Below are 23,340 nucleotides of genomic sequence, written 5' to 3'. Positions count from 1 at the left end.
AGGCCAATACCAGCAGCCAATGCGCCTTTCGCCATGATGCCCGTCTCTGTCTGCCTGCCAACGTCCCGCTCCCGCAATGACCACCTGTCTGTAACAGATTATATTCTGTTGCAATCCAGAAATATCATGCAGTGCGCGGAAATTTGCGAAAGTGCACACTTTGGCCGCACGTCAGCGCAGGGGCAGGGCGGCCGTGGCCGGCGGGCTGCCTTTCAGGCGGAAGATGGCGACGGCCGCGATCAGGGCTTGTGCCTGTTCCTGCAGGCTTTCGGCCGCGGCGGCCGCCTGCTCGACCAGGGCGGCGTTCTGTTGCGTGATGTTGTCCATCTGCGTGACCGCCTGGTTGACCTCGCTGATTCCCGCGCTTTGCTCGTGGCTGGCGCTGGTGATTTCGCTCATGATGGCGGCCACCTTCTGGATCGATTCCACCACCAGCGCCATGGTGCGTCCCGCCTCGTCGACGAGCTTGCTGCCGGCGTCGACCCGTTCCACGGAGGCGCCGATCAAGGTCTTGATTTCCTGGGCGGCGGCAGCGCTGCGGTGGGCCAGGCTGCGCACCTCGCCGGCGACGACGGCGAAGCCGCGTCCCTGTTCGCCTGCCCGCGCCGCCTCGACGGCCGCGTTCAGGGCCAGGATGTTGGTCTGGAAGGCGATGCCGTCAATGACGCCGATGATGTCGGCGATCTGGCTCGAGCTTTCCTTGATCGCGCCCATCGTGCTGACCACTTGGGCGACAACGGCGCCGCCCTGCACGGCGACGGCCGAGGCGGTGGCGGCCAGCTGGTTCGCCTCGCCGGCGTTGCTGGCGTTTTGCCGCACCGTCGCCGTCAGCGTTTCCATCGAGCTGGCCGTCTCTTCGAGGGAACTGGCTTGCGCTTCCGTGCGCGCGGACAGGTCCGCATTGCCCAGCGCGATTTCGTGCGTGGCCACCGACATTTCGCCGGTGCCGCTGCGGATGTCGCCGATCAGCCCCGTCAGGTTGGCGTTAATGGTGTTCATCGCATGCAGCAGCACGCCGATTTCATCGGCTCGTTCGATGACGGCGTCGATGCTCAGGTCGCCGCCGGCGATCAGCTGCGCCGTGGCGATCGCCTGGTCCAGGCTGCGCTTGATGTGGCGGTACACGAGGAACAGGCACAGCAGCGAGACCATGACGGATACCAGCAGCACGCCGACCGTCACGGAATAGGCCGCCATAGTGCCGCTCATCGCCGTCTGCACGGCCGCGCTCGTGCGCTGGTCGAGCAGGGTGAGGAATTCATTCACCGGCTGCATGATCTTCGCCTTGTTGCTGTGGTATTGGGCATCGTGCATGATGGCGCGGGCCATTTCCAGGTCCGGCGGCCCGGTTTTGGTGAAGTTGCCGCTGCCGTCGTCGAAGCGGCCCTTGACGGCGTTCATGGCGATCACCTCGGTCTTGACCAGGCCGTCCGAATTGGCTTGCGCTTCGCGCAGCTTGGCGAATTCCTGCTCGCTGAAGCCGGCCTTGCGCATCAGTTCTGCCAGCGGCACGGCGGGCCCCGTCGATGCGGGCACGGGCACGCCTGCCGCCACGAAGTCCCAGTAGATGCGCTCGTAATGGGCGGGGCGCGGCTTCTTGCCATTGCGGATGTCGAGGATGTCCAGGTATTGCTGTTCGTACCTGGCGTCGCCGGTGACGACGTAGGTGCGGGCCAGCCGGGTCAGGTCGTCCGAGCTTTGCCGCAGTTCGTCGGCCAGCAGGTAGGACTGGTAGCGCGTTTCAGTGACGCGGTTCGCCTCGGCCTGCTTGCCCGCCACGCGGAACAGCGCCCACAGGCTGATGACGGAGAGCGCCAGGCTGAGCAGAAAAATGGCGGCAAAGATATTCCTGATCGACAGTTTGCTGCGCATGGTATCCCCCGGAAGTGTGGTTGGGGCCGTTGGCGCTGCCCGCCAGATGAATATACTCCCGTCTGTACGGCATTTTTAATGCCGTACAGAAAAAAAGTGGCGCCATGCAACGGCGCCCCATGGCTATCAAATTGCCAGTTGCTGCAGCAGGTAGAGGCGCTGGTACAGGCCGCCTTCGATCTGCATCAGTTCCTCGTGCGGTCCCGCTTCCGTGATGCGGCCATGGTTGAGCACGATGATACGGTCCGCTTCGCGGATGGTCGACAGGCGGTGGGCGATGGCGATGATGGTGACCTTGCCGCGCAACTCGTTGAGGGCCGTCTGCACGATCTGCTCCGTCTGGCTATCGATGCGCGACGTCGCTTCGTCGAGCAGCAAAATGCGCGGCTGGCCGGCCAGCGCGCGGGCGATGGCGATCAGCTGCTTCTGCCCCGACGACAGGCGCGAGCCGCCTTCGCCCAGCGGCGTGTCGTAGCCGTGTTCCAGCGCCGCAATGAAGTCGTGCGCATGCGCGGCGCGCGCGGCCGTCTCGATCTGCTGCTGCGTGTAGCCGCGGCCCATGTCGATGTTTTCGCGCGCCGAGGCGGCCAGCAGGAAGGGGTCTTGCGGCACCAGGCCCACGTCGGCGCGGAAGTGCTCGTTGTCGATGCTGTCGAGGGCGACGCCGTTGATGGCGATGCTGCCCTGCGTGACGGGGTAGAAGCGCAGCAGCAAGGAGAGCAGGGTCGACTTGCCGCTGCCCGTGTGGCCGACGATGCCGAAGAAGGCGCCTTGCGGGATCTGCAGCGACAGGTCGTGCAGCACGGGCTGGTTTTCCACGTAGGCGAAGGTCAGGCGGGCGATGTCGACGGCGGGCACGTCGCTGCCCGTTTTCGCCTGCCGCAGGGCCGGTGTCGCCCTTCCCTGTGCGTGTTCCAGCGCCTGCGCTTCGTCGAGCAGGGCCGAGACGCGCGCCGTGGCCACCACCGACTGCTGCAGCTGGCTGAATTGCATGGTGATCTGGATCAGCGGTTCGATCACGCGCGCGATGTAGCTGATGAATGCATACAGCACGCCCACTTCCACGGCACCCATGTCGCGGCGGCCGAAGCTGAAGATGACGACGGCCAGCAGCACGATGTTGAGCATGTCGAGCGCGGGGCGCAGCAGCCAGGCGTTGGCGCGCAATTCCTGCATGCGCGCCGTGTAGTGGTCCTGGTTGATGCCCGTGAAGCGCGCGCCGAAGCGCTTTTCCGCGTTATTCGCCTGCAGCACGCTCATGCCGCCGATCGATTCGGCGATCTGGCCGTTGATCTCGCTGCGCAGGGCGCGCGCGCGCGTGACGGCCGGCGCGCTCCAGCGCTGGTACAGGAAGACGATGAGCAGCACGGCCGGCAGCAGGGCCAGCACGATCAGCATCAATCGCCAGTCGAGGAAGGCCATGGCGGCCATGGTGCCGACCAGGACGATGGAGCTGTCGAGGATGACGAACAGCACCTGCACGTACAGCGATTTCACCGCTTCCGTGTCGTTGGTGACGCGGCTGACCAGCTGCCCCGTGATGGCGCGGTCGAAAAAACTCATCGGCAGGCGCAGCACGTGCTGGTAGACGGTTTCGCGCAGGCGCTGCACCGAGCGCATGGCCAGGCCGGACAGGCGCACCAGCTGCAAATAGCGCAGGCCGGAAGCGACCCAGCCCGTCAGCAGGCAGCCGCCCAGCAGCAGCGACATGCGCGTCCAGTCCAGGTGGCGCGGCAGCAGGTGCTGGTCGATCAGGGCCTTGCCTAAAATGGGACCCGTGACTTCCAGGGCGGCGGCGAGGATCAGCCAGAACGTGGCCCAGTACAAATGGCGCAGGTCGGGCGCGGCGGCGCGGCGCAGCAGGCCGATCGCCTGCGCGGCCTGGCGGCGCACGGATGGCGTGGCGGTGTTGGCTTGGTCGTTCTTAGATGGCATCGAGGCTGGCCTCCAGTTGTTGATAGCGCCACTGGCTGGCGTACCAGCCGTCGCGCTGCATCAGCGCGTCGTGGTTGCCCGTTTCCGTCACGTGGCCATCGCGCAGCACGAGGATCAGGTCCGCGTTGACGACGGCGCTCAGGCGGTGGCTGGCGATGATGGCGCTGCGCTCGGGGCGCTTGCGGCGCAATTCCTCCAGGTGCTGCAGGATGCGCGTTTCCGTGCCCGTGTCGACGGCGGACAGCGCATCGTCGAGCAGCAGCAAGCCGTTGTCGGCCAGCAGGGCGCGGGCAATCGCCACGCGCTGGCGCTGGCCGCCGGACAGGGTGATGCCCTTTTCGCCCACGTGGGTGGCATAGCCTTCGGGGAACTGCAAAATGTCCGCGTGGATGTCGGCCAGTTGCGCCGCCCGCTCCACTTCCTCGCGCGTGGCGCCCGGACGGGCCAGCGCGATATTGTCGGCGATGGTGGCGGAGAATAAAAAGGACTCCTGCGGCACCCAGCTGATCGCCGCGCGCAGCGCGTGCAAGGTGTAGGCGTCCAGCGCGTGCCCATTCCACGTGGCCGTGCCCGATTGCGGCGTGACCTGGCGCAGCAGCACGCGCAGCAGGGTCGACTTGCCGCTGCCCGTCGGGCCGACCAGGCCCAGGGTCTGGCCCGGCTGCAAGCGCAGCGAAATGCCGGACAGGGCCGGCGCCGTCTGGCCCGCATACGCAAAGCCGACGTCCTGCAATTGCAGGGGGCCGGGCGTCAGCGTGGCGATGCTGCCATGGTCGTCGATGGCCAGCGGCGCGTCGAGCATCGGCTGCAGGCGCTGCCAGGCGGCGCGGCCCCGTTCGATCAATGACAGCACCCAGCCGGCGGCGAACATGGGCCAGATCAGCTGGCCCAGGTACATGGAAAAGCTCGTCAGCGCGCCGATGGTCAGCTGGTCTTGCCACACGAGGTAGCCGCCCAGGCCCAGGGTCAGCGCCGTGGCCGCCGTCAGGGTCAGGCCGACGGCCGGTTCGTACGCCGCTTCCCAGCGCTGCGCCGTCAGGCTGGCGTTGGCCGCGTGGCCGGCCAGGGTGGAGAACTGCTTGCTGCTGCGCTCTTCCAGGCCCAGCGCGCGCAGGGTGCGCACGCCCGACAAGGACTCTTGCACATGGTCGTTCAGCGCGGAAAAGCGTTGCAGCGAATCCGTCGACGCCGTATGGATATGGCTGGAAATGCGCCAGAAGGCCAGTCCCATCAGGGGGAAGGGCAAGAGGGCGATGCAGGCCAGGCGCCAGTCCACGCCCAGCAGCATGATGCCGAGCACCATCAGCAGGGTCAAAGTGCCGTCGAAACCGGCCAGCATGGCTTCGCCGGCGGCCATTTCGATGGCGTCGATATCGTTCGTCGCCAGCGCCATCAGGTCGCCCGTGCGCTGGTTCTGGTAGAACGACGCGCCCTGCTGCGACATGCGCGTGTAGAAGCGCGTGCGCAGCATCACGCCCAGCTGGTAGGCGGCCTTGAACAGGGTGATGCGCCAGCCCACGCGCAGGAAGTAGATGACGACGCCGACGGCGAGCAGAGTCAGCAGTTCAAGCCACAGTTCGGCGGCCGTCATGCGGTGCGCGGCCAGCGCGTCGATGATGGCGCCCACGCGGCGCGGGATCCAGACGGTCAGTGTTGCCACGCCTGTCAGCATGACGGCGGCGGCGGCATACGCCGGCCAATGCTGACGCACGAAGCCGGCGATGAGCCTCGATAAACTCATGGTTACCTTTTGTTTTGAGTAATGGGGTGTCGCGGGGCGGAAGGACGGGCACGCGGACGGAAAGTACGCGTAGGATACAACAAGGCGGAAAAGCGCGCTGTGGACGAGCACGCAAAAAACGGGCCGTAGCCCGTTGTTTTGCTGCGTCAGTGCCGTGCGCGCGGCTTACTTGCGGCCGCTGCCTTTGCCGCCGCCCAGCATGTCGAGCTGTTTCGATGGCGTGCCCTTGGGCGCTGCCTTGGCTGCCGGCTTGGCCGCTGGCGCAGGGGCGTGCTTCACGGCGGCCTTGGGCACGGTCTTGCCAGCGGTGCTGGCCGGCTTGGCGGCCGGTTTGCTGGAAGGAAATGATTTCGCGGCTGGCTTGGCGGGGGCTGGCGCGGCGGCTTTCGCTGGTGCGGCGGCGGGTGCCGCTGCGTGCTTGGCTGCTTCAGGCTTGGCTGCCGGTTTGGCCGCCGGCTTGGCTTCCACCGCTTTGGCGGCAGGCTTGTCGGCGACCTTCTCGGCCGCCTTGGCAGGCGCTGCTTCCGGTTTGGCTGCCGGGGCGGCGGCAGGTTTGGCTACTTCAGCAGGCTTGGCGGCAACGGGGGAAGGCGCCGCGGCCGGTGCTGGTGCAGGCGCAGCGGCAGGCGCGGCAGCGGGCGCGGGCGCCGCGACGGCCAGGACAGGTTTGGCTGCGGCAGGAGCCGGGGCCGTTGCTGCGGCTGGCGCGGCCGCATCGAGGCGGGCCTTGGCTGTGGCCAGCAATTCCGCCTGCGTGCCCGAGGCGATGCCGAACAGCTGGCGGCTGTAGGCCAGCACGCTCTCGATGCTTGGCTGCGCCTGGCTGGTGCTGTAGCTGAAGAAGTCGCGCGGGTCCTGCGTAACGAGCAGGTGCTGCGCCGTTTCCGCCGTCTGCGAGATGGCGGCCTTGCCGGCGTTCAGGTTCAGGGCGATGATTTTTTCGGCGCTTTCAAAGACTTTGCTGGTCAGAAGGCTGAAGATTTGCAGCTGGCTTTCCAGTTGCGACTTGGCGGCGCTGGAAAATTGTTCAGGAAGCGGAAACATATTTACTCCTTTGTACGGATTAAAATGCTGGCAAAACGCTCTGCAAAATCCCGAAAACCAGAGTTGGCCGCGTTTTGTAAAGTGGGTAGCGTGCTGAATAGCTGATCATAGACTTTTTATGATGCAACGCAATATGAATATTCTAGCGGTGATTCGAGTTAGTTGAAAGTTATTTTCTCAAGGGCGTGCGCCGTATGTTTTGCGCAATTCATGCGCCTGGCGGCATTTGCGGGAAGTTTGCGCGCGCGCAAAGCGTTGCCAAGGAATCTATGGCTACGCTTTTGCCAGTGGCTGGTTTCTTGCACTGCAACATCCACGGGAAATATATAAAATGATAATTAACTGGAAGCGCCAGACACAGACGTCAACCGAAGGAGTGTCCGCATGGACCTAGTCATCCGCAATGCCAGCCTGCCCGACGGGCGCCGCGCCATCGATATCGCCATTGAGGGCGGCCGCATCGCCGCCGTCGGCCCCGCCTTGCCCGTGACGGGCGTGCAAGAGATCGACGCCGCCGGCGACCTCGTCACGCCGCCCTTCGTCGACGCCCATTTCCACATGGACGCCACGCTCAGCTATGGCCTGCCGCGCGTCAACGCCTCCGGCACCCTGCTCGAAGGCATCGCCCTGTGGGGCGAGCTGAAACCGCAACTGACGCAGGACGCGCTGGTCGAACGCGCCCTGCAGTATTGCGACTGGGCCGTGGCGCGCGGCCTGCTGGCGATCCGCTCGCACGTGGATATCTGCGACCCGCGCCTGCTGGCCGTCGAAGCGCTGCTCGACGTCAAGCGGCAGGTGGCGCCGTATCTCGATTTGCAGCTGGTGGCCTTTCCGCAGGACGGTATCCTGCGCAGTCCCGGCGCCTTCGATAATCTAAAACGCGCGATCGCCATGGGCGTCGACGTGGTGGGCGGCATCCCGCATTTCGAGCGCACCATGGCCGACGGCGCGGAATCCGTGCGCCTGCTGTGCGAATTCGCTTGCGAGCGTGGCTTGATGGTCGACATGCATTGCGACGAATCGGACGACCCGCTGTCGCGCCACATCGAAACTCTGGCCTTCCACAGCCAGCGCTTGGGGCTGCAGGGCAGGGTGACGGGCTCGCACCTGACGTCGATGCATTCGATGGACAATTATTATGTGAGCAAACTGCTGCCCCTGATCCGCGAGGCGGGCGTGGCGGCCATCGCCAACCCCCTCATCAACATCACCCTGCAGGCGCGCCACGATACGTATCCGAAGCGGCGCGGCATGACGCGCGTGCCCGAGATGCTGGCCGCCGGCATTCCCGTCGCCTTCGGCCACGACTGCGTGATGGATCCGTGGTACAGCCTCGGTTCCGGCGACATGCTGGAAGTGGCGCACATGGGACTGCACGTGGCGCAGATGACGGGCCAGCAGGCGATGCACGAGTGCTTCCTGGCAGTCACCGAGACGCCGGCCGCCATCCTGGGCCTGGACGGCTACGGCATCGCGCCCGGCTGCCATGCGGACTTGCTGATCCTCGATTGCGGCTCCACGGTGGAAGCGCTGCGCCTGCGCGCCGCGCGGCGCCTGGTGCTGCGCCGCGGGAAAGTCGTCAGCGAGGCGCCGCGCGCGCAATCGCGCCTGCACCTGCCGGGGCGGCCCGAGAGTGTGAACTTCCGCCTGGGGCGCTGATACAATCGGCCATCACTTGTTATCGGGAGCACCGCCTTGAAAGAAATTGATATCCGCCCGGCCAATGAAGCCGATTTCGACGCCATGTGGCCGATCTTCCAGACCCTGGTCGCCGGCGGCGACACCTATACCTTCCCCGCCGGGACCACGCGCGAAGAGTGCCACGCCTACTGGTTCGGTCCCGGCGTGCAAAGCTTCGTCGCCGTGATGGGCAGCGAGCGCCTGCTGGGCATGTACAAGCTGGTGGCGAACCAGCCGGGCCATGGATCGCACGTGGCCAATGCCTCGTTCATGGTCGATCCCGCCGCGCAAGGCGTGGGCGTGGGCCGCCTGATGGGCGTGCACTGCATGGAAGAAGCGCGCCGCGCGGGCTACCTGGCGATGCAGTTCAACTTCGTCGTCAGCACCAACCTGGCCGCCGTCACCCTGTGGAAAAAGCTGGGTTTCACGGTGGTCGCCACCTTGCCGCTGGCCTACCGCCACGCGCAGCTGGGCTATGTCGACGCCTACGTGATGTACCAGCTGCTGACCGACCCGATGCAGTGGCCGGCATGAGCGGCGCCATGACAGAGCCGATTATCGTCATCGAGACGCCCCGTCTGCGCCTGCGCACCGCCACCCTGGACGATGCGGCCTTCTACATGGAGCTGGTCAACGACCCGTCGTGGATCGCCAACATCGGCCAGCGCAACATCGACACGCTGGAAGCGTCCCGCGCCGCGCTGGAGTCGGGACCGATGGCGCAGTTCCGCGAGCATGGCTATTCGCTGTACATCGTCGAGCGCCGCAGCGATGGCGCGCCCGTGGGCATGGCCGGTCTGGTGCGCCGCGACAGCCTGCCCGGCCCCGATATCGGCTACGCCATGCGTCCCGCCTACTGGGGCCAGGGCTATGCCTGGGAGGCGACGGCGGCCATCGTGCGGCAGGCGCAGCACGTGCTGCGCCTGCCCACCCTGTACGGCATCACGTCGCTGCAGAACCAGGCGTCGATCAATCTGCTCAACAAGCTGGGGCTGCGCTTCGAGCGCTTTACGCGCCGCCAGCCGGACGGCAAGGATACGAATGTCTACCGCCGTGATTTTCGTTTGGATTGACGCGGCAAATCCGTATCGGAAAAGTGAAAAAAAGTATTTAGAAAGCCGCGTCTTTTGTAGTGGTGGCGCGCGGTCTTTGTTTTTATAGTTGGCATACCGGTGGAAAACCGCCGGACTATAAAAACTGGAGACTCGTGATGAAAATCGTTACTGCTATTGCATGGGGCGGCGTCATGTCCGCCGCCTGTGCATCGATGCCGGCGGCATCTGCGCAAAGCTGCTCGGTGCCCGTCCTCAAGGTGCTGGCGCAAAAAAGCCTGGGCCTGACTGTGATGGAAAAGACCCTGGCCGAGTATGAAAAGAAAAACGGCACCAAGGTGCAGATCAGCTATTTCGGCGAAAACGATCGCCGCTCCAAGGCTAGGCTCGACGCTTCCACCAAGGCCGGCTCCTACCAGATCTATTACATCGACGAAGCCAACGTGGCCGAATTCGCCACGGCCGGCTGGGTCGTTCCCCTGCTCAAATACCTGCCCAAGGACGCCGACTACGACGACTTCCTGCCGGGCCGCCGCGCCGTCGCCTCGTACAAGGGCGTGGCGTATTTCGCGCCCCTGATCGGCGGCAGCGACTTCCTGTTCTACCGCCGCGACCTGCTGGAAAAGGCCGGCATCGCCGTCCCGAAGACGCTCGACGAACTGGTCGCCGCCGTGAAAAAACTCAACAACCCGCCGAACGTGTACGGCTGGGCGGCGCGCGGCCAGCGCGGCTCGGGCATGAATGTGTGGCGCTGGGCGCCGTTCATGCTGGCCGCCGGCGGCAAGTGGGAAAACAATGGCGTGCCGGCCTTCAATTCGCCGCAGGCCGTGAAGGCCACCACCCTGTACCGCGAACTGTTCAAGTATTCGCCGCCGGGCGGCGCCACCTACGACTGGAGCAACGCGCTCGAAGCATTCAGGTCGGGCAAGGTGGCGTTCATGATCGAATCGACGCCGTTCGCCGACTGGATGGAAGACCCGAAGAAATCCTCGGTGGTCGACAAGGTGGGCTATGCGCGCCCGCCATCGCCGCTGCCATCGGCCGCGTATGGCCACGGCCTGGCCATCTCCGCCACGGGCGCGAAGGATGAATGCACGCGCCAGGCGGCCGGCAAGTTCATCGCCTGGGCCACGGGCAAGGAGCAGGAACAGGCGCGCCTGAAGGACAACGTCTTCAGCGACTACAACCGCAGCAGCACCATCGCCAGCGAGTACTTCCGCAAGCACGTCAAGCCGCAGATCCAGGCCGGCCTGACGGACACCACGCCCGTCTCGCGCGTCACCATCTGGCCCAGCCCCGAGTGGCCGGACATTGGCGACAACCTGGGCGTCGTGCTGGAAGAGGTGTTTACGGGCACGCGCGGCGACGTGCAGAGCGCGCTCGATGAGGCCAACGAGTACGCGGCGGAGGTAATGCAACGGGCCAGCAAGCGTAAATAAGCCCATATCGCCAACGACTCCACCAGCTAAAACCAGGGGTCAGACCCGACGGGTCTGACCCCAGCTCTTGCTTTTGGGGTAACGCCAGCGCTTGTCCGTTCTCGTTTGAAAGCCATGACCATGCCGCATACCATCCGCAAGAAACGCCACACCTGGCTGCCGGCCGTGTTCCTGACGCTGCCGCTGCTGGTCCTGCTGGTACTGGGCCTGGTGCCCAGCATCGCCGCCATCAACCTGGCCCTGCAAAACCGCGTGCTGCGCTACAGCGACAGCGACTACGTCGGCTTCGCCAATTTCATCCGCCTGTTCGGCGACCGCCGCTTCCTCAATGCCGTGCAGGTATCGGCCATCTGGGAAGTGGTCACCGTGGCCGGCTCGCTGCTCGTCGGCGTGCTGCTGGCCGTGTTCCTGTTCGAGAAAGTCAAGGGACGCACGCGCGATCTTCTCGCGCTGCTGCTGATCGTGCCCGTGCTGCTGCCGCGCGTGTCGGCCGCCTTCATCTGGAAGTTCATGTATTCGCCGCTGATGGGCATCCTCAACTGGCTGCTCGAATGCGTGGGCATGGGCGGCACGGCCTTGCTGTCCGACCCTGCCACGGCCTTGTATGCGGTGGCGCTGGTCGATATCTGGCAGTGGGGCCTGTTTTTTGGCGCCGTCATCCTGAAGCTGCTGGAAACCCTGCCCGCCGAACCGCTGGAAGCGGCGCGCCTCGATTACGCCAGCACGCTCCAGGTGTATGCCTACATCGCGCTGCCGATGCTGAAGGTGCCGATCATGAGCCTCGTGTTCATCAAGATGGTCGAGTCGCTGCGCTCGTTCGACCTGATCTACGTGATGACCAAGGGCGGCCCCGGCATCTCCACCGAAACGCTGGACATGTACGCTTACGCGCAAGGCATCGGCCTGATGGGCAAGGTGTCGTACGCGTCCAGCATGGCCGTGCTGATGATGCTGGCCACGACTGTCATCTTCACTCTACTCTGGAAGCGGGTCGCCAAATGGGAAAACTGACTTTGACGCGCGGCGTTGGCGCCGTCACCACCACCGCCATCACCACCGTGATTATCCTGGTGGCGCTGTTTCCCATCCTGTGGGCCGTGCTCAATTCCTTCAAGGAGCTGATGGACATCGTCACGCCCGTGCCGCGCTTTTTCTTCAGCCCGACCCTGGCCAACTACCAGCAGGTGCTGGCCAGCCCCGAGGTACTCACGGGACTGGGCAACAGCGTGGCCATCGTCGGCGTGGCCGTGCTGTTGGGCGCCGTGCTCGGTGTGCCGGCCGCGTATGCGATCGCCCGCTATCCGATTCCGGCGAAGAAGGATATCCAGTTCTTCCTGCTGTCCCTGCGCTTTTTGCCGCCCGTGGCCGTCGCCATCCCGCTGATCTCGATCTGGATCGACCTGGGGCTGTACGACTCGCGCCTGTCGATGGTGGTGACGTATCTGCTGGTGACCCTGTCGACCATCATCTGGCTGTCGATTCCCGCCTTTGCCCGCATTCCGAAGGAGATCGAGGAAGCGGCCGCGCTCGACGGCTACGGTCCTTACCAGGTGTTCTGGCACGTGGCCCTGCCGGTGGCCTCGAAGACCCTGATGGGCGGCATCGTCTTCAGCTTCGTGCTGGTCTGGAATGAACTGATGATCGCGCTGGCGCTCACCTCGTCGAAAAGCATGACCCTGCCCGTGGTGGCGTCGGCGTTTACCTCGATGGGCCAGGAAGTGCCGTGGGGCGTGGTGAACGCTTCCACCGTGCTGCTGGCGCTGCCGCCGCTGCTGTTCGTCGGCATCCTGGGACGGCTGCTCAACTCCATGCTCAAACATAAATAAGGAATTCATCATGCAAGCACTCGTATTGGAACAGGCGGAAAAAATCACCTTGCGCGACATCGACATGCCGCTCGTCGTCGGCCCGCGCGACGTGAAGATCAAGATTCATACTGTCGGCATCTGCGGCAGCGACGTGCATTATTTCAAACATGGCAAGATCGGCCCCTTCGCCGTCGAAGCACCGATGGTGCTCGGCCACGAAGCGTCCGGCGTGGTCGCGGAAGTGGGGGATGAGGTGACGCATTTGAAAGCGGGCGACCGCGTCTGCATGGAGCCGGGCGTGCCGCAGTTCGACTCGCCGGCCACCATGCGCGGCCTGTACAACCTCGACCCGGCCGTGCGCTTCTGGGCCACGCCGCCCATCCACGGCTGCCTCACGCCGTACGTCGTGCATCCTGCCGCATTCACCTTCAGGCTGCCCGACAACGTCAGCTTCGGCGAAGGCGCCATCGTCGAGCCGCTGGCCATCGGCCTGCAGGCGGCCAAGAAGGCGGCCATCAAGCCGGGCGACGTGGCGGTGGTCATCGGTGCCGGCACCATTGGCGCGATGACTGCGCTGGCGGCGCTGGCGGGCGGCTGCTCGCGCGTGATCCTGGCCGACCTGGTGCCGGAAAAGCTGGCCCTGTTCGCCGATAACGCGGCCGTGACCACGGTCGACGTGCGCCAGGCCAGCCTGGCCGACACGGTGCGCGTGCTGACGGATGGCTGGGGCGCCGACATCGTCTTCGAGGCCAGCGGCAGCATGCGCGCCTACGAGCACATCGTCGACCTGCTGTGCCCGAACGGCTGCCTGGTGCTGGTCGGCATGCCGCCGGATAAGGTGCCTTTCGATATCGTCGCCATCCAGGCCAAGGAAGTGCGCATCGAGTCGGTGTTCCGCTACGCGAACATCTTCCCGCGCGCCATCGCCTTGCTCGCCTCGGGCAAGATCGACGTGAAACCCTTCATTTCGCGCACCTTCGGCTTTGCCGACGGCGTGCAGGCGTTCGAGGAAGCGGCCCAGGGCCATCCGCGCGACGTCAAGATACAAATCGAACTGGCAGGAGACTGATCATGGCAAATATCGCCTGCAGGCAGCTGCACAAGACCTATGACCAGAAGACGGCCGTGCTGCAGCCGTTCGACCTGGAGATCGCCGACGGCGAATTCATCGTCCTGCTGGGGCCTTCGGGCTGCGGCAAGTCGACCCTGCTGCGCATGATCGCGGGCCTGGAAGACATCAGCGGCGGCGAGCTGTTGATCGGCGGGGCCATCGTCAACGATTTGCCGCCGCGCGCGCGCAACGTGGCGATGGTGTTCCAGAACTACGCGCTGTATCCGCACATGACGGTGTACGGCAATATCGCCTTCGGCCTGCGCCGCTTGAAGGTGCCGAACGACGAGATCGAGCGCCGCGTGCGCGAGGTGGCGGCCATCCTCAGCCTGGACAGCCTGCTGGAACGCAAGCCGCGCGCCATGTCGGGCGGCCAGCAGCAGCGCACGGCCATCGCGCGCGCCATGATCAAGACGCCGCAGGTGTTCCTGTTCGACGAACCGCTGTCGAATCTGGATGCCAAGCTGCGCGCGCAGCTGCGCGCCGACATCAAGCGATTGCACCGTCGCCTGCGCACCACCACCCTGTACGTCACGCACGACCAGCTCGAGGCCATGACTCTGGCCGACCGGGTGGTGCTGATGAAGGGCGGGCATATCGAGCAGATCGGCACGCCGGCGGAACTGTACAACCATCCGCGCACCCTGTTCGCGGCTGGCTTCATCGGCACGCCGGCCATGAACTTCATCGATGGCGTCGTCGAAAAAGACGGCGGGCAAACGGTGCTCGTGTGCGCCGGCTACCGCTGGCCATTGACGTCGCCCCGCTTCGCGGCGCTGCAGGCGGGTGCGCGCGTGGTCTTCGGCCTGCGCCCGAACCACTTGCGCGCGGCGCAAGCGCAGGCACAAACGCGGGAGCCGTCAGGCACGCATGGCCTGGCGTGCGTGATCGACCTGGTCGAGCTGCTGGGCGCCGAAGCGCTGATCAGCTTTCAGTGCGGCGCCTTGAGCCTGTCGGCCCTGCTGCCGGCGAATGCGGCCAACAGCGCGGCGCAGGTGGGGCAGACCCTGGCGCTGGCCTTCGACGAGGAGCACATGCACCTGTTCGACGCCGACAGCGGGCTGGCCGTGGCGGTCGGTACTCAGGTAAGTGGTTAGAATAGCTGGCAACGAGACCGCGCAAGGGAACTGCCGTGACGCCTGACCTGGAACTGATCCACAAACCGATCCACGAATCGTTTCGCGCGTGGGCGCACGGCTTTCCGCACACCGTGGCGAAATGGCATTTTCATCCCGAGTACGAACTGCACTTCATCATCACATCGAACGGCAAATTTTTTATCGGCGACCATATCGGCAGTTACGGGGCGGGCAATCTGATCCTGACAGGGCCGAACCTGCCGCATAACTGGGTCAGCGAACTGCCGGAAGGCGTGGTGCTGCCCGAGCGCGATTTGGTGCTGCAGTTTTCCAGCGATTTCATCGAACGTTGCGCGCTGCTGTTCCCGGAAATGGCGCCCCTGAAAAGCCTGCTGGGCGAGGCCGCCAGGGGCTTGCAATTTCCCGATGCGCTGGGCCTGCGCCTGGTGCCGCTGATGAAGGAATTGACGACGGCGCAGGGCTTGCGCCGCGTCGAACTGTTTACGCGTTTGTTCGGCGAGCTGTGCGAGTGCCGCGAGCGGCGGCCCCTGGCCAGCGTGACCTATCTGGCGCAGGCGGGCCGCTACATGTCGTCGACCATCAACCTGGTGCTGGCCTACATCAAGCAGAACATCACGCTCGATTTTTGCGAGCAGGACGTGGCCGACGTGGCGGAGATGAACACCTTGAAATTTACGCGCTTTTTTCGCAAGCATACGGGCACCTCGTTCATTCAATACGTGAACCAGGAGCGCATCGCGCTGGCCTGCGAGCTGCTGATGAACACGGACATGAAGGTCACCGATATCTGCTACCGCACGGGCTTCAACAACCTTTCCAATTTCAACCGCCAGTTTTTGGCCCACAAGCAGATGTCGCCGTCGAAGTTCCGCTCCTGCCTGCTGATGAACATGCCCGAGCCGTCCGGCGACGGCCATTCTTAACTCTCTTTTGGAATCAAATGACTTATCTCGGTATCGATATCGGCACTTCCGAAGTCAAGGCCATCCTCACCGATGACGCGCAGACCATCCTTGCCAGCGCTGGCGTGACCCTGCGCGTCTCCAGCCCCCATCCCGGCTGGTCGGAGCAGAATCCCGAAGACTGGTGGCATGCCACGCTGGACGTGATCGCCGCCATCCGCGCCGCGCAGCCGGTGGCGTTTTCCGGCTTGCGCGGCATCGCCCTGTCGGGCCAGATGCATGGCGCCACCCTGCTCGACAAGCAGCAGCACGTGCTGCGCGCGGCCATGCTGTGGAACGACACGCGCGCCTTTGCCGAATGCGTGGAACTCGAAGCGCTGGTGCCCGAGTCGCGCGCCATCACGGGCAACCAGGCCATGCCCGGTTTCACGGCGCCCAAGCTGCTGTGGCTGCAAAAGTACGAGCCATCGCTGTTCCGCGCCACGGCCAAGGTCCTGCTGCCCAAGGATTACGTGGCCCTGCGCCTGACGGGCGAGTATGTGTCCGACATGTCCGACGCTTCCGGCACCCTGTGGCTGGACGTGGCCAAACGCGACTGGTCCGAACGCATGCTGGCCGCCACGGGCCTCACGCGTGAGCACATGCCGCGCCTGGTCGAAGGCAGCGCCGCCGCCGCGCAGGTGCGCCCCTCGCTGTGCCAGGAATGGGGCATTGCGCACGCGGTCGTGCTGGCCGGCGGCGCGGGTGACAACGCCGCGGCGGCTGTCGGCCTGGGCGTGGTGGAGCCGGGCGCCGGCCTGCTGTCGCTGGGGACTTCGGGCGTGCTGTTCGCCGGCAGCGACGGCTTCGCGCCCAATCCGGGCCAGGGCGTGCACGCGTTCTGCCATTGCCTGCCCGAGCGCTGGCACCAGATGAGCGTGATCCTCAGCGCCGCGTCCAGCCTCAGTTGGGTGGCGCGGCTGACGCAGTCGAACGACATCGGCGAATTGGTGACGCTGGCGGAAAACGTCGAGGCGCGCACGGCCCCCGTCTTCCTGCCGTATTTGAGCGGTGAGCGCACGCCGCACAACGACGCTTCCGCGCGCGGCGTGTTTTTCGGATTGTCGACGGAACACGGGCGCGCGGAACTGGCCTACAGCGTGATGGAAGGCGTGGCCTTTGCCATGGCCGACGGCAATGCGGCCCTGCGCAGCGCCGGCACGCATCTGAAGGAAGCGTCGTTCGTCGGCGGCGGCTCGCGCAGCCGCTTCTGGGCCCAGCTGTGCGCAAATGCCTCGAGCTTGCACGTGCTGCGCCACGATCACGGCGTGGCCGGCGGCACCCTGGGCGCGGCGCGCCTGGCGCAGATGGCGGCGACGGGCTTGCCGCCTGCGCAAGTGTGCACGCGCCCGGCCGTGCAGGAAACGGTGGCGCCGCAGGCCTCCGGTGTGCTGGACGAGCGCCTGGCGCGCTACCGGCGTTTGTATCCGCTGTTGCGCGAAGAATTCGCGGGGGCGGCGGCGGCAACGCGCTGACGTGGCCGGCAAGATTGCCGGCCCGGCCATGCTGCGTCGGCGGGAATATGGCCAGACAGTTAATCTTCCCGTGTAATTTGTTGTTTCTATGTTGAAAGTGTTTCTCTAGCGAAAGCGCCGCTTGGTTTTTCGCGGGGCGGGCCGCATGATTTCCCTGTTTGGTGGGAATTGGATAGATTTGGCGACGCCTTTGTTGCCATCCTGTTCTTGCCGCCGGGAGAAACATATGCAACTCGCGAATCTGAAAATCTCCGTCCGCCTGGGTCTGCTGGGCGCCTTCTTCTTTCTTGCGCTGGTGTTCGTCGGCGCACGCGGCTGGAGCGCGCTCGACGCGGCCAGCGCGCGCAGCAACGAAGCCATGCAGCGCTCCGTGGCACTGACGGAAGCCGTCGACGCGGCGCGCAGCGCGCAGGTGGAATTCAAGATCCAGGTGCAGGAATGGAAAAACATCCTGCTGCGCGGCGGCGACGCGGCCGCCTTCCAGCGCTACCGCGAAGCGTTCGTCGCCAGCGGCGCGCAGACGCGCAAGGAATTGAAAGGCCTGCAGGCCATGATGGAGGCATTGAAACTCGATACGGCGCCCGTCGAGCGTGCGCTGCAGGCGCACGATGCGCTGGGCGTGAGCTACCTGGCGGCGCTGCAAAAATTTGACGGCGCGCGCGCCGACAGCGCCCAGACGGTCGATGCGCTGGTCAAGGGCATGGACCGCGAACCGACGCGGCAGATCGACGCCATCGTCGCGGCCATCGGCAAGCAGTCGCACGGCCTGATGGCGCAGATGAAGGAGCAGGATGACGCCGCGCACCGCAGCGCCAGCATCGCCATGCTCGTTACCGTGCTGGTGACCCTGGTCGTCGGCAGCGTTACCGTGTGGTGGCTGATCCGCAGCATCACGGTGCCGCTGGGCGCGGCCGTCGGCATCGCCCAGCAAGTGGCGGCCGGCGACCTGCGCGCCGTGGTGGCCGGCGGCAGCCGCGATGAAATCGGCGACCTGTTGCGTGCGCTGAAAGCGATGAGCGGCAACCTGGCCGCCATCGTCGGCAGGGTACGCGTCGGCACGGACGCCATCGCCCTGGCGTCCGGTGAAATTGCCAGCGGCAATATGGACTTGTCGTCGCGCACGGAAGAACAAGCCAGTTCGCTGGAAGAAACGGCCGCCTCGATGATCGAGCTGACCACCACCGTGCGGCAGAATAACGACAACGCCGACCAGGCGCGCCAGCTGGCCGGCGGCGCGTCCGACGTGGCGCAGCGCGGCGGCGCGGCCGTGGCGCAGGTGGTGCAAACCATGAACCATATCAATGCCTCCTCGAAGCGCATCGTCGACATCATCGCCGTCATCGACGGCATCGCTTTCCAGACGAATATCCTGGCCCTGAATGCGGCCGTGGAAGCGGCGCGCGCGGGCGAGCAGGGACGCGGCTTCGCCGTCGTGGCCAGCGAAGTGCGCAGCCTGGCGCACCGCTCGGCCGCGGCGGCCATGGAAATCAAGCAGCTGATCGGCGAATCCGTGCGCACGGTGGAAGAGGGCAGCGTGCTGGCCGGCCAGGCCGGGCGCACGATGGATGAGGTGGTGAGCAGCGTGCAGCGCGTCAACGCCATCATCGGCGAGATCGCCGTGGCCAGCGTGGAACAGCGCGACGGCATCGAGCAGATCAGCATCGCCATCAGCCAGATGGATGGCGTGACGCAGCAGAACGCGGCCCTGGTGGAGCAGGCCGCCGCCGCCGCGGACGCGCTGCAGCAGCAGGCGGCCAGCCTGGCCGACGCCGTCAGCATCTTCAAGCTGCACGGCACGCCCGGTGTGGCCGCATCGGCGGGCGCCGCCATGGCGCGAAAGCTGTCGCTGGCCTGAAGCCGGCGTGCCCTGCGCCGCTTGATGCCAGTCAAGCGGCACCCGATCAGGCAAATATCGCGCCAAAATTCTTATACTATTTCCTTTCAGCATGTATCTGCGCCCGGCCGCATGGCGCGCGTTGCAAAGGAAAACCATGTTCCCTACGTTCCGCCTGCCGGGTGACGCATGACGGCGCTGCTGCTGGCGCTGTGCCTGACCCTGACCATGGTGCTCGCCGTGCTGCTGGCCTGCCAGTGGCGCGCGGCGCGCACGTGGCGCATGCGTCATGCGACCGGCGCGGTGCTGCAGGCGGCGCAGGCGCGGCGCATGGCGGAGGCGCTGGCGCTGCTGCACGCCTTGCCGGCGGCCGTCATCGGCACCGACCACGACGGCGTGGTGCGGTATCTGAATCCCCGCGCCAGCGCCATGGGCGGGCTGTTGGGCGACGCTGGCCTGGGCCAGCCCGTGACCGGGCTGCTGCCGCTGTTCCATGACGGCACGCCCGTCGATGCGGCGCGCCAGGTGCGCGACTGCGTGGCGCGGCAGGAGGTGCTGGAAGTGGCGCGCGGCGCCGTGCTGCTGCGCCATCTCGACGGCAAGCGCATCGACGTGCAGTACAGCTGCGCGCCGCTGGCGCAGGGCGGCGCGGTGCTGCTGCTGCACGATGTGTCGGCCCGCCGGCGCGCCGAGCAGCAGCTGGAATTCATCGCCCACCACGATGGCTTGACGGGACTGCCGAACCGCCTGCATTTCCAGATCCGCTTCGAGCACGGCATCGCCTACGCGCGCCGCCACCAGGGTTTGCTGGCCGTGCTGTTCGTCGACATCGACCGTTTTAAATCCATCAACGACAGCCTGGGGCACGACGTGGGCGACCAGGTGCTGACGGAGTTCGCGCGCCGGGTGCAGCAGTGCGTGCGCAAGGTCGATACGGTGGCGCGCCAGGGCGGCGACGAATTCATCATCCTGCTGACGGAACTGCGCACGGCGCACGATGCCGAACGGGTGGCCGAAAAGATCGTCGCCGCCATCGCCGCGCCCTTCGTCATCGGCGAGTACAGCCTGTCGGTGGCGGCCAGCGTGGGCGTGGCCCTGTATCCGGACGACGACGACGACGTCAATGCGCTGATCGAAAAGGCCGACCTGGCCATGTATGCGGCCAAGCGCCACGCCCCCGGCACTTGCCAGCGCTATGCGCCGCGCATGCAGACGCAGTCGTATTCGCGCACCATCCTCGAGACGGCCCTGCGCCACGCGCTCGAACGCGATGAATTCGCCCTGTTCTACCAGCCGCGCATGGACTTGAAGACGCGCAGGATCACGGGCGTGAAGGCGCTGCTGCGCTGGAAGCACCCGGAACTGGGCTTGATGATGCCGCTCGACTTCTTGCCGGTGCTGGAGGAAAGCGCCTTGATCCTGCCGGTGGGCGCCTGGGTGCTGGCCACGGCCGTGGAGCAGGCGCGCGGCTGGATTGCGCAGGGGCAGATGCTGACGGTGTCCGTAAGCCTGTCGGCGCGCCAGTTCTACCAGCGCGATATCGCGCGCAATTTCGCCGCCGCGCTGCAGGCGGCCGGCGTGCCGGGCCATTGCATCGAACTGGAAATCGCCGCCGGCATCCTGATCGACAGCAACCAGAACTGCGAGCTGATACTGCGCCAGTTCCGCCAGCTGGGCATGGCGATTGCCATCAGCGATTTCGGCACGGGCGACGCTTCGCTCACTTACCTGAAACGCTTTCCCACGGATGCCGTGAAGATCGAAAAGTGTTTCATCGACGACCTGGACAAGCCGGGCGGCGATGGCGCCATGGTGCGCGCCATCGTGGCGATGGCGCGCACGCTCGGACTGCGCACCATCGCCGGCGGCGTGGAAAGCGGCGAGCAGCTGGAACTGCTGGCCGAGATGGGCTGCGACGAGGCGTTCGGCTATTTTCTCGGCCGCGCCATGGCGCCCGAGGGCATCGAGGCGCTGCTCAAGTCGCCTAGCCCGGCCTGACGGACAGCGCCGCCAGCAGCACGGCGGCCAGCACGGCCGCGCCGCCGATGACGCGCGCCAGGTGCATGGCCTGGTGCGGCGCATACGGCAGCAGCCAGATCAGCAGCAAGCCGCAGCCCGTCAGGCTGCCGACCCAGTAGACGAGGCCATAGCCGCCGCCGGCGAGGTGCATGGCCCAGGCCAGGGCCGCCGCCAGGGCCAGCCAGCCCGTCCACTGCAGGCGGCGGCGCAGCGGGGCGGGCGGTTCGGCGCCGCGCCCGTGCAGGTCGGCGTAGTGGCGGTCCATGGCCAGGCACAGCGAAGACAGGCCCGCGTAGCACAGCGCGAAGACGAGGAAATTGGCTAACAGTTCCATCACGCGGCCTCCATCGTCGTCGGCGCCGGCTTGGCCGGTGCTGGTTTGGAGGCTTTCACGGGCAGCGGTTTCAATTTGAACGCCGCATACGCGAGGCCCAGTCCCAGCACCAGCACCACCAGGTCGAAGGCGGCCACCGCCACGGGGCCGCGCCCCAGGAACAGGGTCACGCCCAGGTGCGAATGGGTGGTCAAGACGTTCAGCACGGGCAGCGCCGCGAGCAGGAAGGCGCCGGCGGCCAGCTGCATGCGCCACATGGCGCGCGACGGGCGCAGCTGGGCGATGATGGCGGCCAGGGCCCAGGCGCCGAAGAAGCAGGCGATTTCCTCTTTCGAGCGCTCCTCCATCGCCGCCGGCAGCAGGCGGTTGGCCCAGAAGTAGGCGCCGAAGGCGATCGGGATGCCGGCGATGGCGCCGATGTTGAGCGCTTCGACCAGGCGCAGGCCGAAGCTGGCGCGCTTGCCGGCGGCCAGCGCCTTGGCCTGCTTCTGGCGCGTCTTGACGGCCCACAGCAGGGCGCCCGTGGCGACCATGGCGCAGCCGGCCAGGCCGGAGAGGAAGAACAGGGCGCGCAGCAGCGGGCCGCCGAAATGCGCGACGTGCAGGCCGACCATCACGCCTTGCGTGGCGGCCGCGCCAGGCTGCGCCTCGCCGTCGGTCGACAGCAGCTTGCCGGACACGCCGTCGAATTCCATCGATGGCTGCTTCGACGACATGTCGCGTCCGCCGGCGCGCGTCAGCGTGATGGTGGCGTTGGCGTCGCCCGGGTGATTGACGGAGATGCGCTCGACCTTGCCGCCCCAATGCTGTTCCGCCTGGCGCACGAGGGGCGCGATCGGCGTCAGCGGCGCGGCCACGCCGGCCGGCTTGCTGTCGCCCGAGCGGCCCGGGAAGGCTTCGGCGAAGAAGGCGTCCTGGTCGCCCTTGTAGGCGGCCGTGACGCCGGACGGCATGTACAGGAACATCAGGGTGACCAGGCCCGTGTAGGTGATCATGATGTGGTAGGGCAGGGCCAGCACTGCCGTCACGTTATGCGCGTCGAGCCATGAGCGCTGGCCCTTTTTCGGCCGGAAGGTAAACAGGTCCTTGAAGATGCGCTTGTGCGTGACGATGCCGCTGATGATGGAGACGAACATGAACATGGCGCAGAAACCCACGATCCAGCGGCCCCAGATGGCCGACATGTAGTGCAGGTCGAAATGCAGGCGGTAGAGGAATTCGCCGCCGCGCGTCTCGCGCGGCTTCGATAGCACCTGGCCCGTGGCCGGGTCGGCTTTTTCGCTATGAAAATTGCCGCGCCGTCCGCGTTTCTTTTCGCCCGGTTGCGACGGCTTGCTCCAGCCCAGCTGCGTGGCGGGGCTGCGCTCGCCGGGCAAGCTGATGAACCAGCGCGTGGCGCCGTCGGCACGCTCCTGCATCGCCTGCTGCGCGACCTTGGCCGCTTCCTCGGTGCTCACTTCGCTGGCGGCGGCGCCGTGCAGCTCGGGCTGCATCCACAAGGTGATTTCATTGCGGTAGTAGCTGGCCGTGCCGGCGCAAAACACCAGCAGCAGGATCCAGCAGACGAGCAGGCCGGACCAGGTGTGCAGCCATGCCATCGACTGGCGGAAACCTTCTTTCATGCGAGACTCCAGGATAGTGCGCCCATCGACTGCAGGATGGCGGCGATGACGGCGGCCGGAATCAGGAGACCCAGCCATGCGCGCAGGGCGCTGCGCGTGGCGAAGACCCACATCACGGCGCAGGTGTAGATGGCAAACGACAGCAGGGTGGCCGTCATGACGGCTTCGGAACGGGCCATGGGCAGGCTCACCGACAGCAGCATGGTGATCAGTGCGGCCAGCACGTAGCCGCCAGCGATGGCGGCCACGCTGCGCGACGCCACGCCGAGGCGGTACATGACCCCGGCGGAGAGCCGCAGGCGCGGCATTTTAATGATGGCAGGCGCTTGCATG

19 protein-coding genes are annotated in these 23,340 nt (G+C 66.0%); 12 read left to right on the top strand and 7 right to left on the bottom strand.

The window, feature by feature from the left end; translation table 11 throughout:
* Positions 1–171: 171 nt before the first annotated feature.
* The 4 genes from D9M09_RS21440 to phaP form a co-directional block, all read right to left on the bottom strand.
* Positions 172–1,872, bottom strand: a complete 1,701-nt coding sequence (locus D9M09_RS21440; RefSeq protein ID WP_070218019.1) for a methyl-accepting chemotaxis protein — start codon at positions 1,870–1,872, stop codon at positions 172–174.
* Between the two features lie 126 nt (positions 1,873–1,998).
* Positions 1,999–3,807, bottom strand: a complete 1,809-nt coding sequence (locus D9M09_RS21435; protein WP_070218017.1) for an ABC transporter ATP-binding protein — start codon at positions 3,805–3,807, stop codon at positions 1,999–2,001.
* Entirely contained in the window at positions 3,797–5,548 is a 1,752-nt protein-coding gene (locus tag D9M09_RS21430) for an ABC transporter ATP-binding protein (RefSeq protein WP_070218015.1), read from the bottom strand. The genes D9M09_RS21435 and D9M09_RS21430 overlap by 11 nt, the downstream gene beginning before the upstream one ends.
* Positions 5,549–5,713: 165 nt before the next feature.
* Positions 5,714–6,592 carry a TIGR01841 family phasin gene (gene phaP / locus D9M09_RS21425; protein WP_070312838.1) on the bottom strand — a complete coding sequence of 293 codons (879 nt, stop codon included), beginning with the start codon at positions 6,590–6,592 and terminating at the stop codon, positions 5,714–5,716.
* 384 nt (positions 6,593–6,976) lie between these two features.
* On the opposite strand from phaP, the gene D9M09_RS21420 reads away from it, so the two are divergent.
* From D9M09_RS21420 to D9M09_RS21365, 12 genes are all read left to right on the top strand, one after another.
* On the top strand, positions 6,977–8,251 hold the full coding sequence (locus D9M09_RS21420; protein WP_070312832.1) for an amidohydrolase family protein: 1,275 nt from the start codon (positions 6,977–6,979) through the stop codon (positions 8,249–8,251).
* Between the two features lie 36 nt (positions 8,252–8,287).
* Positions 8,288–8,806 carry a GNAT family N-acetyltransferase gene (locus D9M09_RS21415; RefSeq protein ID WP_121670325.1) on the top strand — a complete coding sequence of 173 codons (519 nt, stop codon included), beginning with the start codon at positions 8,288–8,290 and terminating at the stop codon, positions 8,804–8,806.
* Positions 8,807–8,814: 8 nt separating this feature from the next.
* A complete protein-coding gene (locus D9M09_RS21410; protein ID WP_240453436.1) occupies positions 8,815–9,345 on the top strand; it encodes a GNAT family N-acetyltransferase in 531 nt (176 codons plus the stop codon).
* Between the two features lie 173 nt (positions 9,346–9,518).
* Positions 9,519–10,763, top strand: a complete 1,245-nt coding sequence (locus D9M09_RS21405; RefSeq protein WP_430886702.1) for an ABC transporter substrate-binding protein — start codon at positions 9,519–9,521, stop codon at positions 10,761–10,763.
* A gap of 120 nt (positions 10,764–10,883) precedes the next feature.
* Entirely contained in the window at positions 10,884–11,774 is an 891-nt protein-coding gene (locus D9M09_RS21400) for a carbohydrate ABC transporter permease (protein ID WP_121671187.1), read from the top strand.
* Positions 11,762–12,589 (top strand): carbohydrate ABC transporter permease, encoded by an 828-nt coding sequence (locus D9M09_RS21395; protein ID WP_121670323.1) that lies wholly within the window; start codon positions 11,762–11,764, stop codon positions 12,587–12,589. The genes D9M09_RS21400 and D9M09_RS21395 overlap by 13 nt, the downstream gene beginning before the upstream one ends.
* Positions 12,590–12,599: 10 nt before the next feature.
* Entirely contained in the window at positions 12,600–13,640 is a 1,041-nt protein-coding gene (locus D9M09_RS21390; RefSeq protein ID WP_070312830.1) for an NAD(P)-dependent alcohol dehydrogenase, read from the top strand.
* A 2-nt stretch (positions 13,641–13,642) separates the two neighbouring features.
* Positions 13,643–14,779: an ABC transporter ATP-binding protein gene (locus D9M09_RS21385; RefSeq protein ID WP_121670322.1), complete on the top strand. Its 1,137-nt coding sequence runs from the start codon at positions 13,643–13,645 to the stop codon at positions 14,777–14,779.
* Positions 14,780–14,814: 35 nt separating this feature from the next.
* Entirely contained in the window at positions 14,815–15,705 is an 891-nt protein-coding gene (locus tag D9M09_RS21380) for an AraC family transcriptional regulator (RefSeq protein ID WP_070289188.1), read from the top strand.
* 17 nt (positions 15,706–15,722) lie between these two features.
* Positions 15,723–17,198, top strand: a complete 1,476-nt coding sequence (gene xylB, locus D9M09_RS21375) for a xylulokinase (RefSeq protein WP_121670321.1) — start codon at positions 15,723–15,725, stop codon at positions 17,196–17,198.
* A 226-nt stretch (positions 17,199–17,424) separates the two neighbouring features.
* On the top strand, positions 17,425–19,053 hold the full coding sequence (locus D9M09_RS21370) for a methyl-accepting chemotaxis protein (protein ID WP_121670320.1): 1,629 nt from the start codon (positions 17,425–17,427) through the stop codon (positions 19,051–19,053).
* Between the two features lie 168 nt (positions 19,054–19,221).
* Positions 19,222–21,030, top strand: coding sequence for a putative bifunctional diguanylate cyclase/phosphodiesterase (locus D9M09_RS21365; RefSeq protein WP_205602282.1), 1,809 nt, complete (start codon positions 19,222–19,224; stop codon positions 21,028–21,030).
* On the opposite strand, the gene D9M09_RS21360 is transcribed toward D9M09_RS21365, so the two are convergent.
* From D9M09_RS21360 to D9M09_RS21350, 3 genes are read right to left on the bottom strand one after another with little or no spacing between them, the layout of a single operon-like run.
* Complete coding sequence (locus D9M09_RS21360; RefSeq protein WP_121670319.1) at positions 21,017–21,385, bottom strand: DUF3325 domain-containing protein; 369 nt, start codon at positions 21,383–21,385, stop codon at positions 21,017–21,019. The genes D9M09_RS21365 and D9M09_RS21360 overlap by 14 nt on opposite strands.
* Positions 21,385–23,007: a PepSY-associated TM helix domain-containing protein gene (locus D9M09_RS21355; protein ID WP_121670318.1), complete on the bottom strand. Its 1,623-nt coding sequence runs from the start codon at positions 23,005–23,007 to the stop codon at positions 21,385–21,387. The genes D9M09_RS21360 and D9M09_RS21355 overlap by 1 nt, the downstream gene beginning before the upstream one ends.
* The gene (locus tag D9M09_RS21350) at positions 23,004–23,339 is read right to left on the bottom strand and encodes a DUF3649 domain-containing protein (protein WP_070289192.1); all 336 of its coding nucleotides are present in this window, start codon (positions 23,337–23,339) and stop codon (positions 23,004–23,006) included. Before D9M09_RS21350 ends, D9M09_RS21355 begins: the two co-directional genes overlap by 4 nt.
* Between the last annotated feature and the right edge of the window lies 1 nt (position 23,340).

Origin of the sequence: Janthinobacterium agaricidamnosum (genome assembly GCF_003667705.1) — a bacterium.
GTDB lineage: Bacteria > Pseudomonadota > Gammaproteobacteria > Burkholderiales > Burkholderiaceae_D > Janthinobacterium.
This window is presented reverse-complemented; position numbering and strand designations above follow the sequence as displayed.

What these genes read in the sequence shown, in the direction of transcription:
- D9M09_RS21365 (WP_205602282.1), top strand. Translation starts at nt 19,222, where the DNA reads ATGACGGCGCTGCTGCTGGCGCTGTGCCTGACCCTGACCATGGTGCTC.
- D9M09_RS21360 (WP_121670319.1), bottom strand. Translation starts at nt 21,385, where the DNA reads ATGGAACTGTTAGCCAATTTCCTCGTCTTCGCGCTGTGCTACGCGGGC.
- D9M09_RS21405 (WP_430886702.1), top strand. Translation starts at nt 9,519, where the DNA reads ATGTCCGCCGCCTGTGCATCGATGCCGGCGGCATCTGCGCAAAGCTGC.
- D9M09_RS21350 (WP_070289192.1), bottom strand. Translation starts at nt 23,339, where the DNA reads ATGCAAGCGCCTGCCATCATTAAAATGCCGCGCCTGCGGCTCTCCGCC.
- D9M09_RS21435 (WP_070218017.1), bottom strand. Translation starts at nt 3,807, where the DNA reads ATGCCATCTAAGAACGACCAAGCCAACACCGCCACGCCATCCGTGCGC.
- D9M09_RS21355 (WP_121670318.1), bottom strand. Translation starts at nt 23,007, where the DNA reads ATGAAAGAAGGTTTCCGCCAGTCGATGGCATGGCTGCACACCTGGTCC.
- D9M09_RS21390 (WP_070312830.1), top strand. Translation starts at nt 12,600, where the DNA reads ATGCAAGCACTCGTATTGGAACAGGCGGAAAAAATCACCTTGCGCGAC.
- D9M09_RS21395 (WP_121670323.1), top strand. Translation starts at nt 11,762, where the DNA reads ATGGGAAAACTGACTTTGACGCGCGGCGTTGGCGCCGTCACCACCACC.
- D9M09_RS21370 (WP_121670320.1), top strand. Translation starts at nt 17,425, where the DNA reads ATGCAACTCGCGAATCTGAAAATCTCCGTCCGCCTGGGTCTGCTGGGC.
- D9M09_RS21430 (WP_070218015.1), bottom strand. Translation starts at nt 5,548, where the DNA reads ATGAGTTTATCGAGGCTCATCGCCGGCTTCGTGCGTCAGCATTGGCCG.
- D9M09_RS21440 (WP_070218019.1), bottom strand. Translation starts at nt 1,872, where the DNA reads ATGCGCAGCAAACTGTCGATCAGGAATATCTTTGCCGCCATTTTTCTG.
- D9M09_RS21410 (WP_240453436.1), top strand. Translation starts at nt 8,815, where the DNA reads ATGACAGAGCCGATTATCGTCATCGAGACGCCCCGTCTGCGCCTGCGC.
- xylB (WP_121670321.1), top strand. Translation starts at nt 15,723, where the DNA reads ATGACTTATCTCGGTATCGATATCGGCACTTCCGAAGTCAAGGCCATC.
- phaP (WP_070312838.1), bottom strand. Translation starts at nt 6,592, where the DNA reads ATGTTTCCGCTTCCTGAACAATTTTCCAGCGCCGCCAAGTCGCAACTG.
- D9M09_RS21400 (WP_121671187.1), top strand. Translation starts at nt 10,884, where the DNA reads ATGCCGCATACCATCCGCAAGAAACGCCACACCTGGCTGCCGGCCGTG.
- D9M09_RS21420 (WP_070312832.1), top strand. Translation starts at nt 6,977, where the DNA reads ATGGACCTAGTCATCCGCAATGCCAGCCTGCCCGACGGGCGCCGCGCC.
- D9M09_RS21385 (WP_121670322.1), top strand. Translation starts at nt 13,643, where the DNA reads ATGGCAAATATCGCCTGCAGGCAGCTGCACAAGACCTATGACCAGAAG.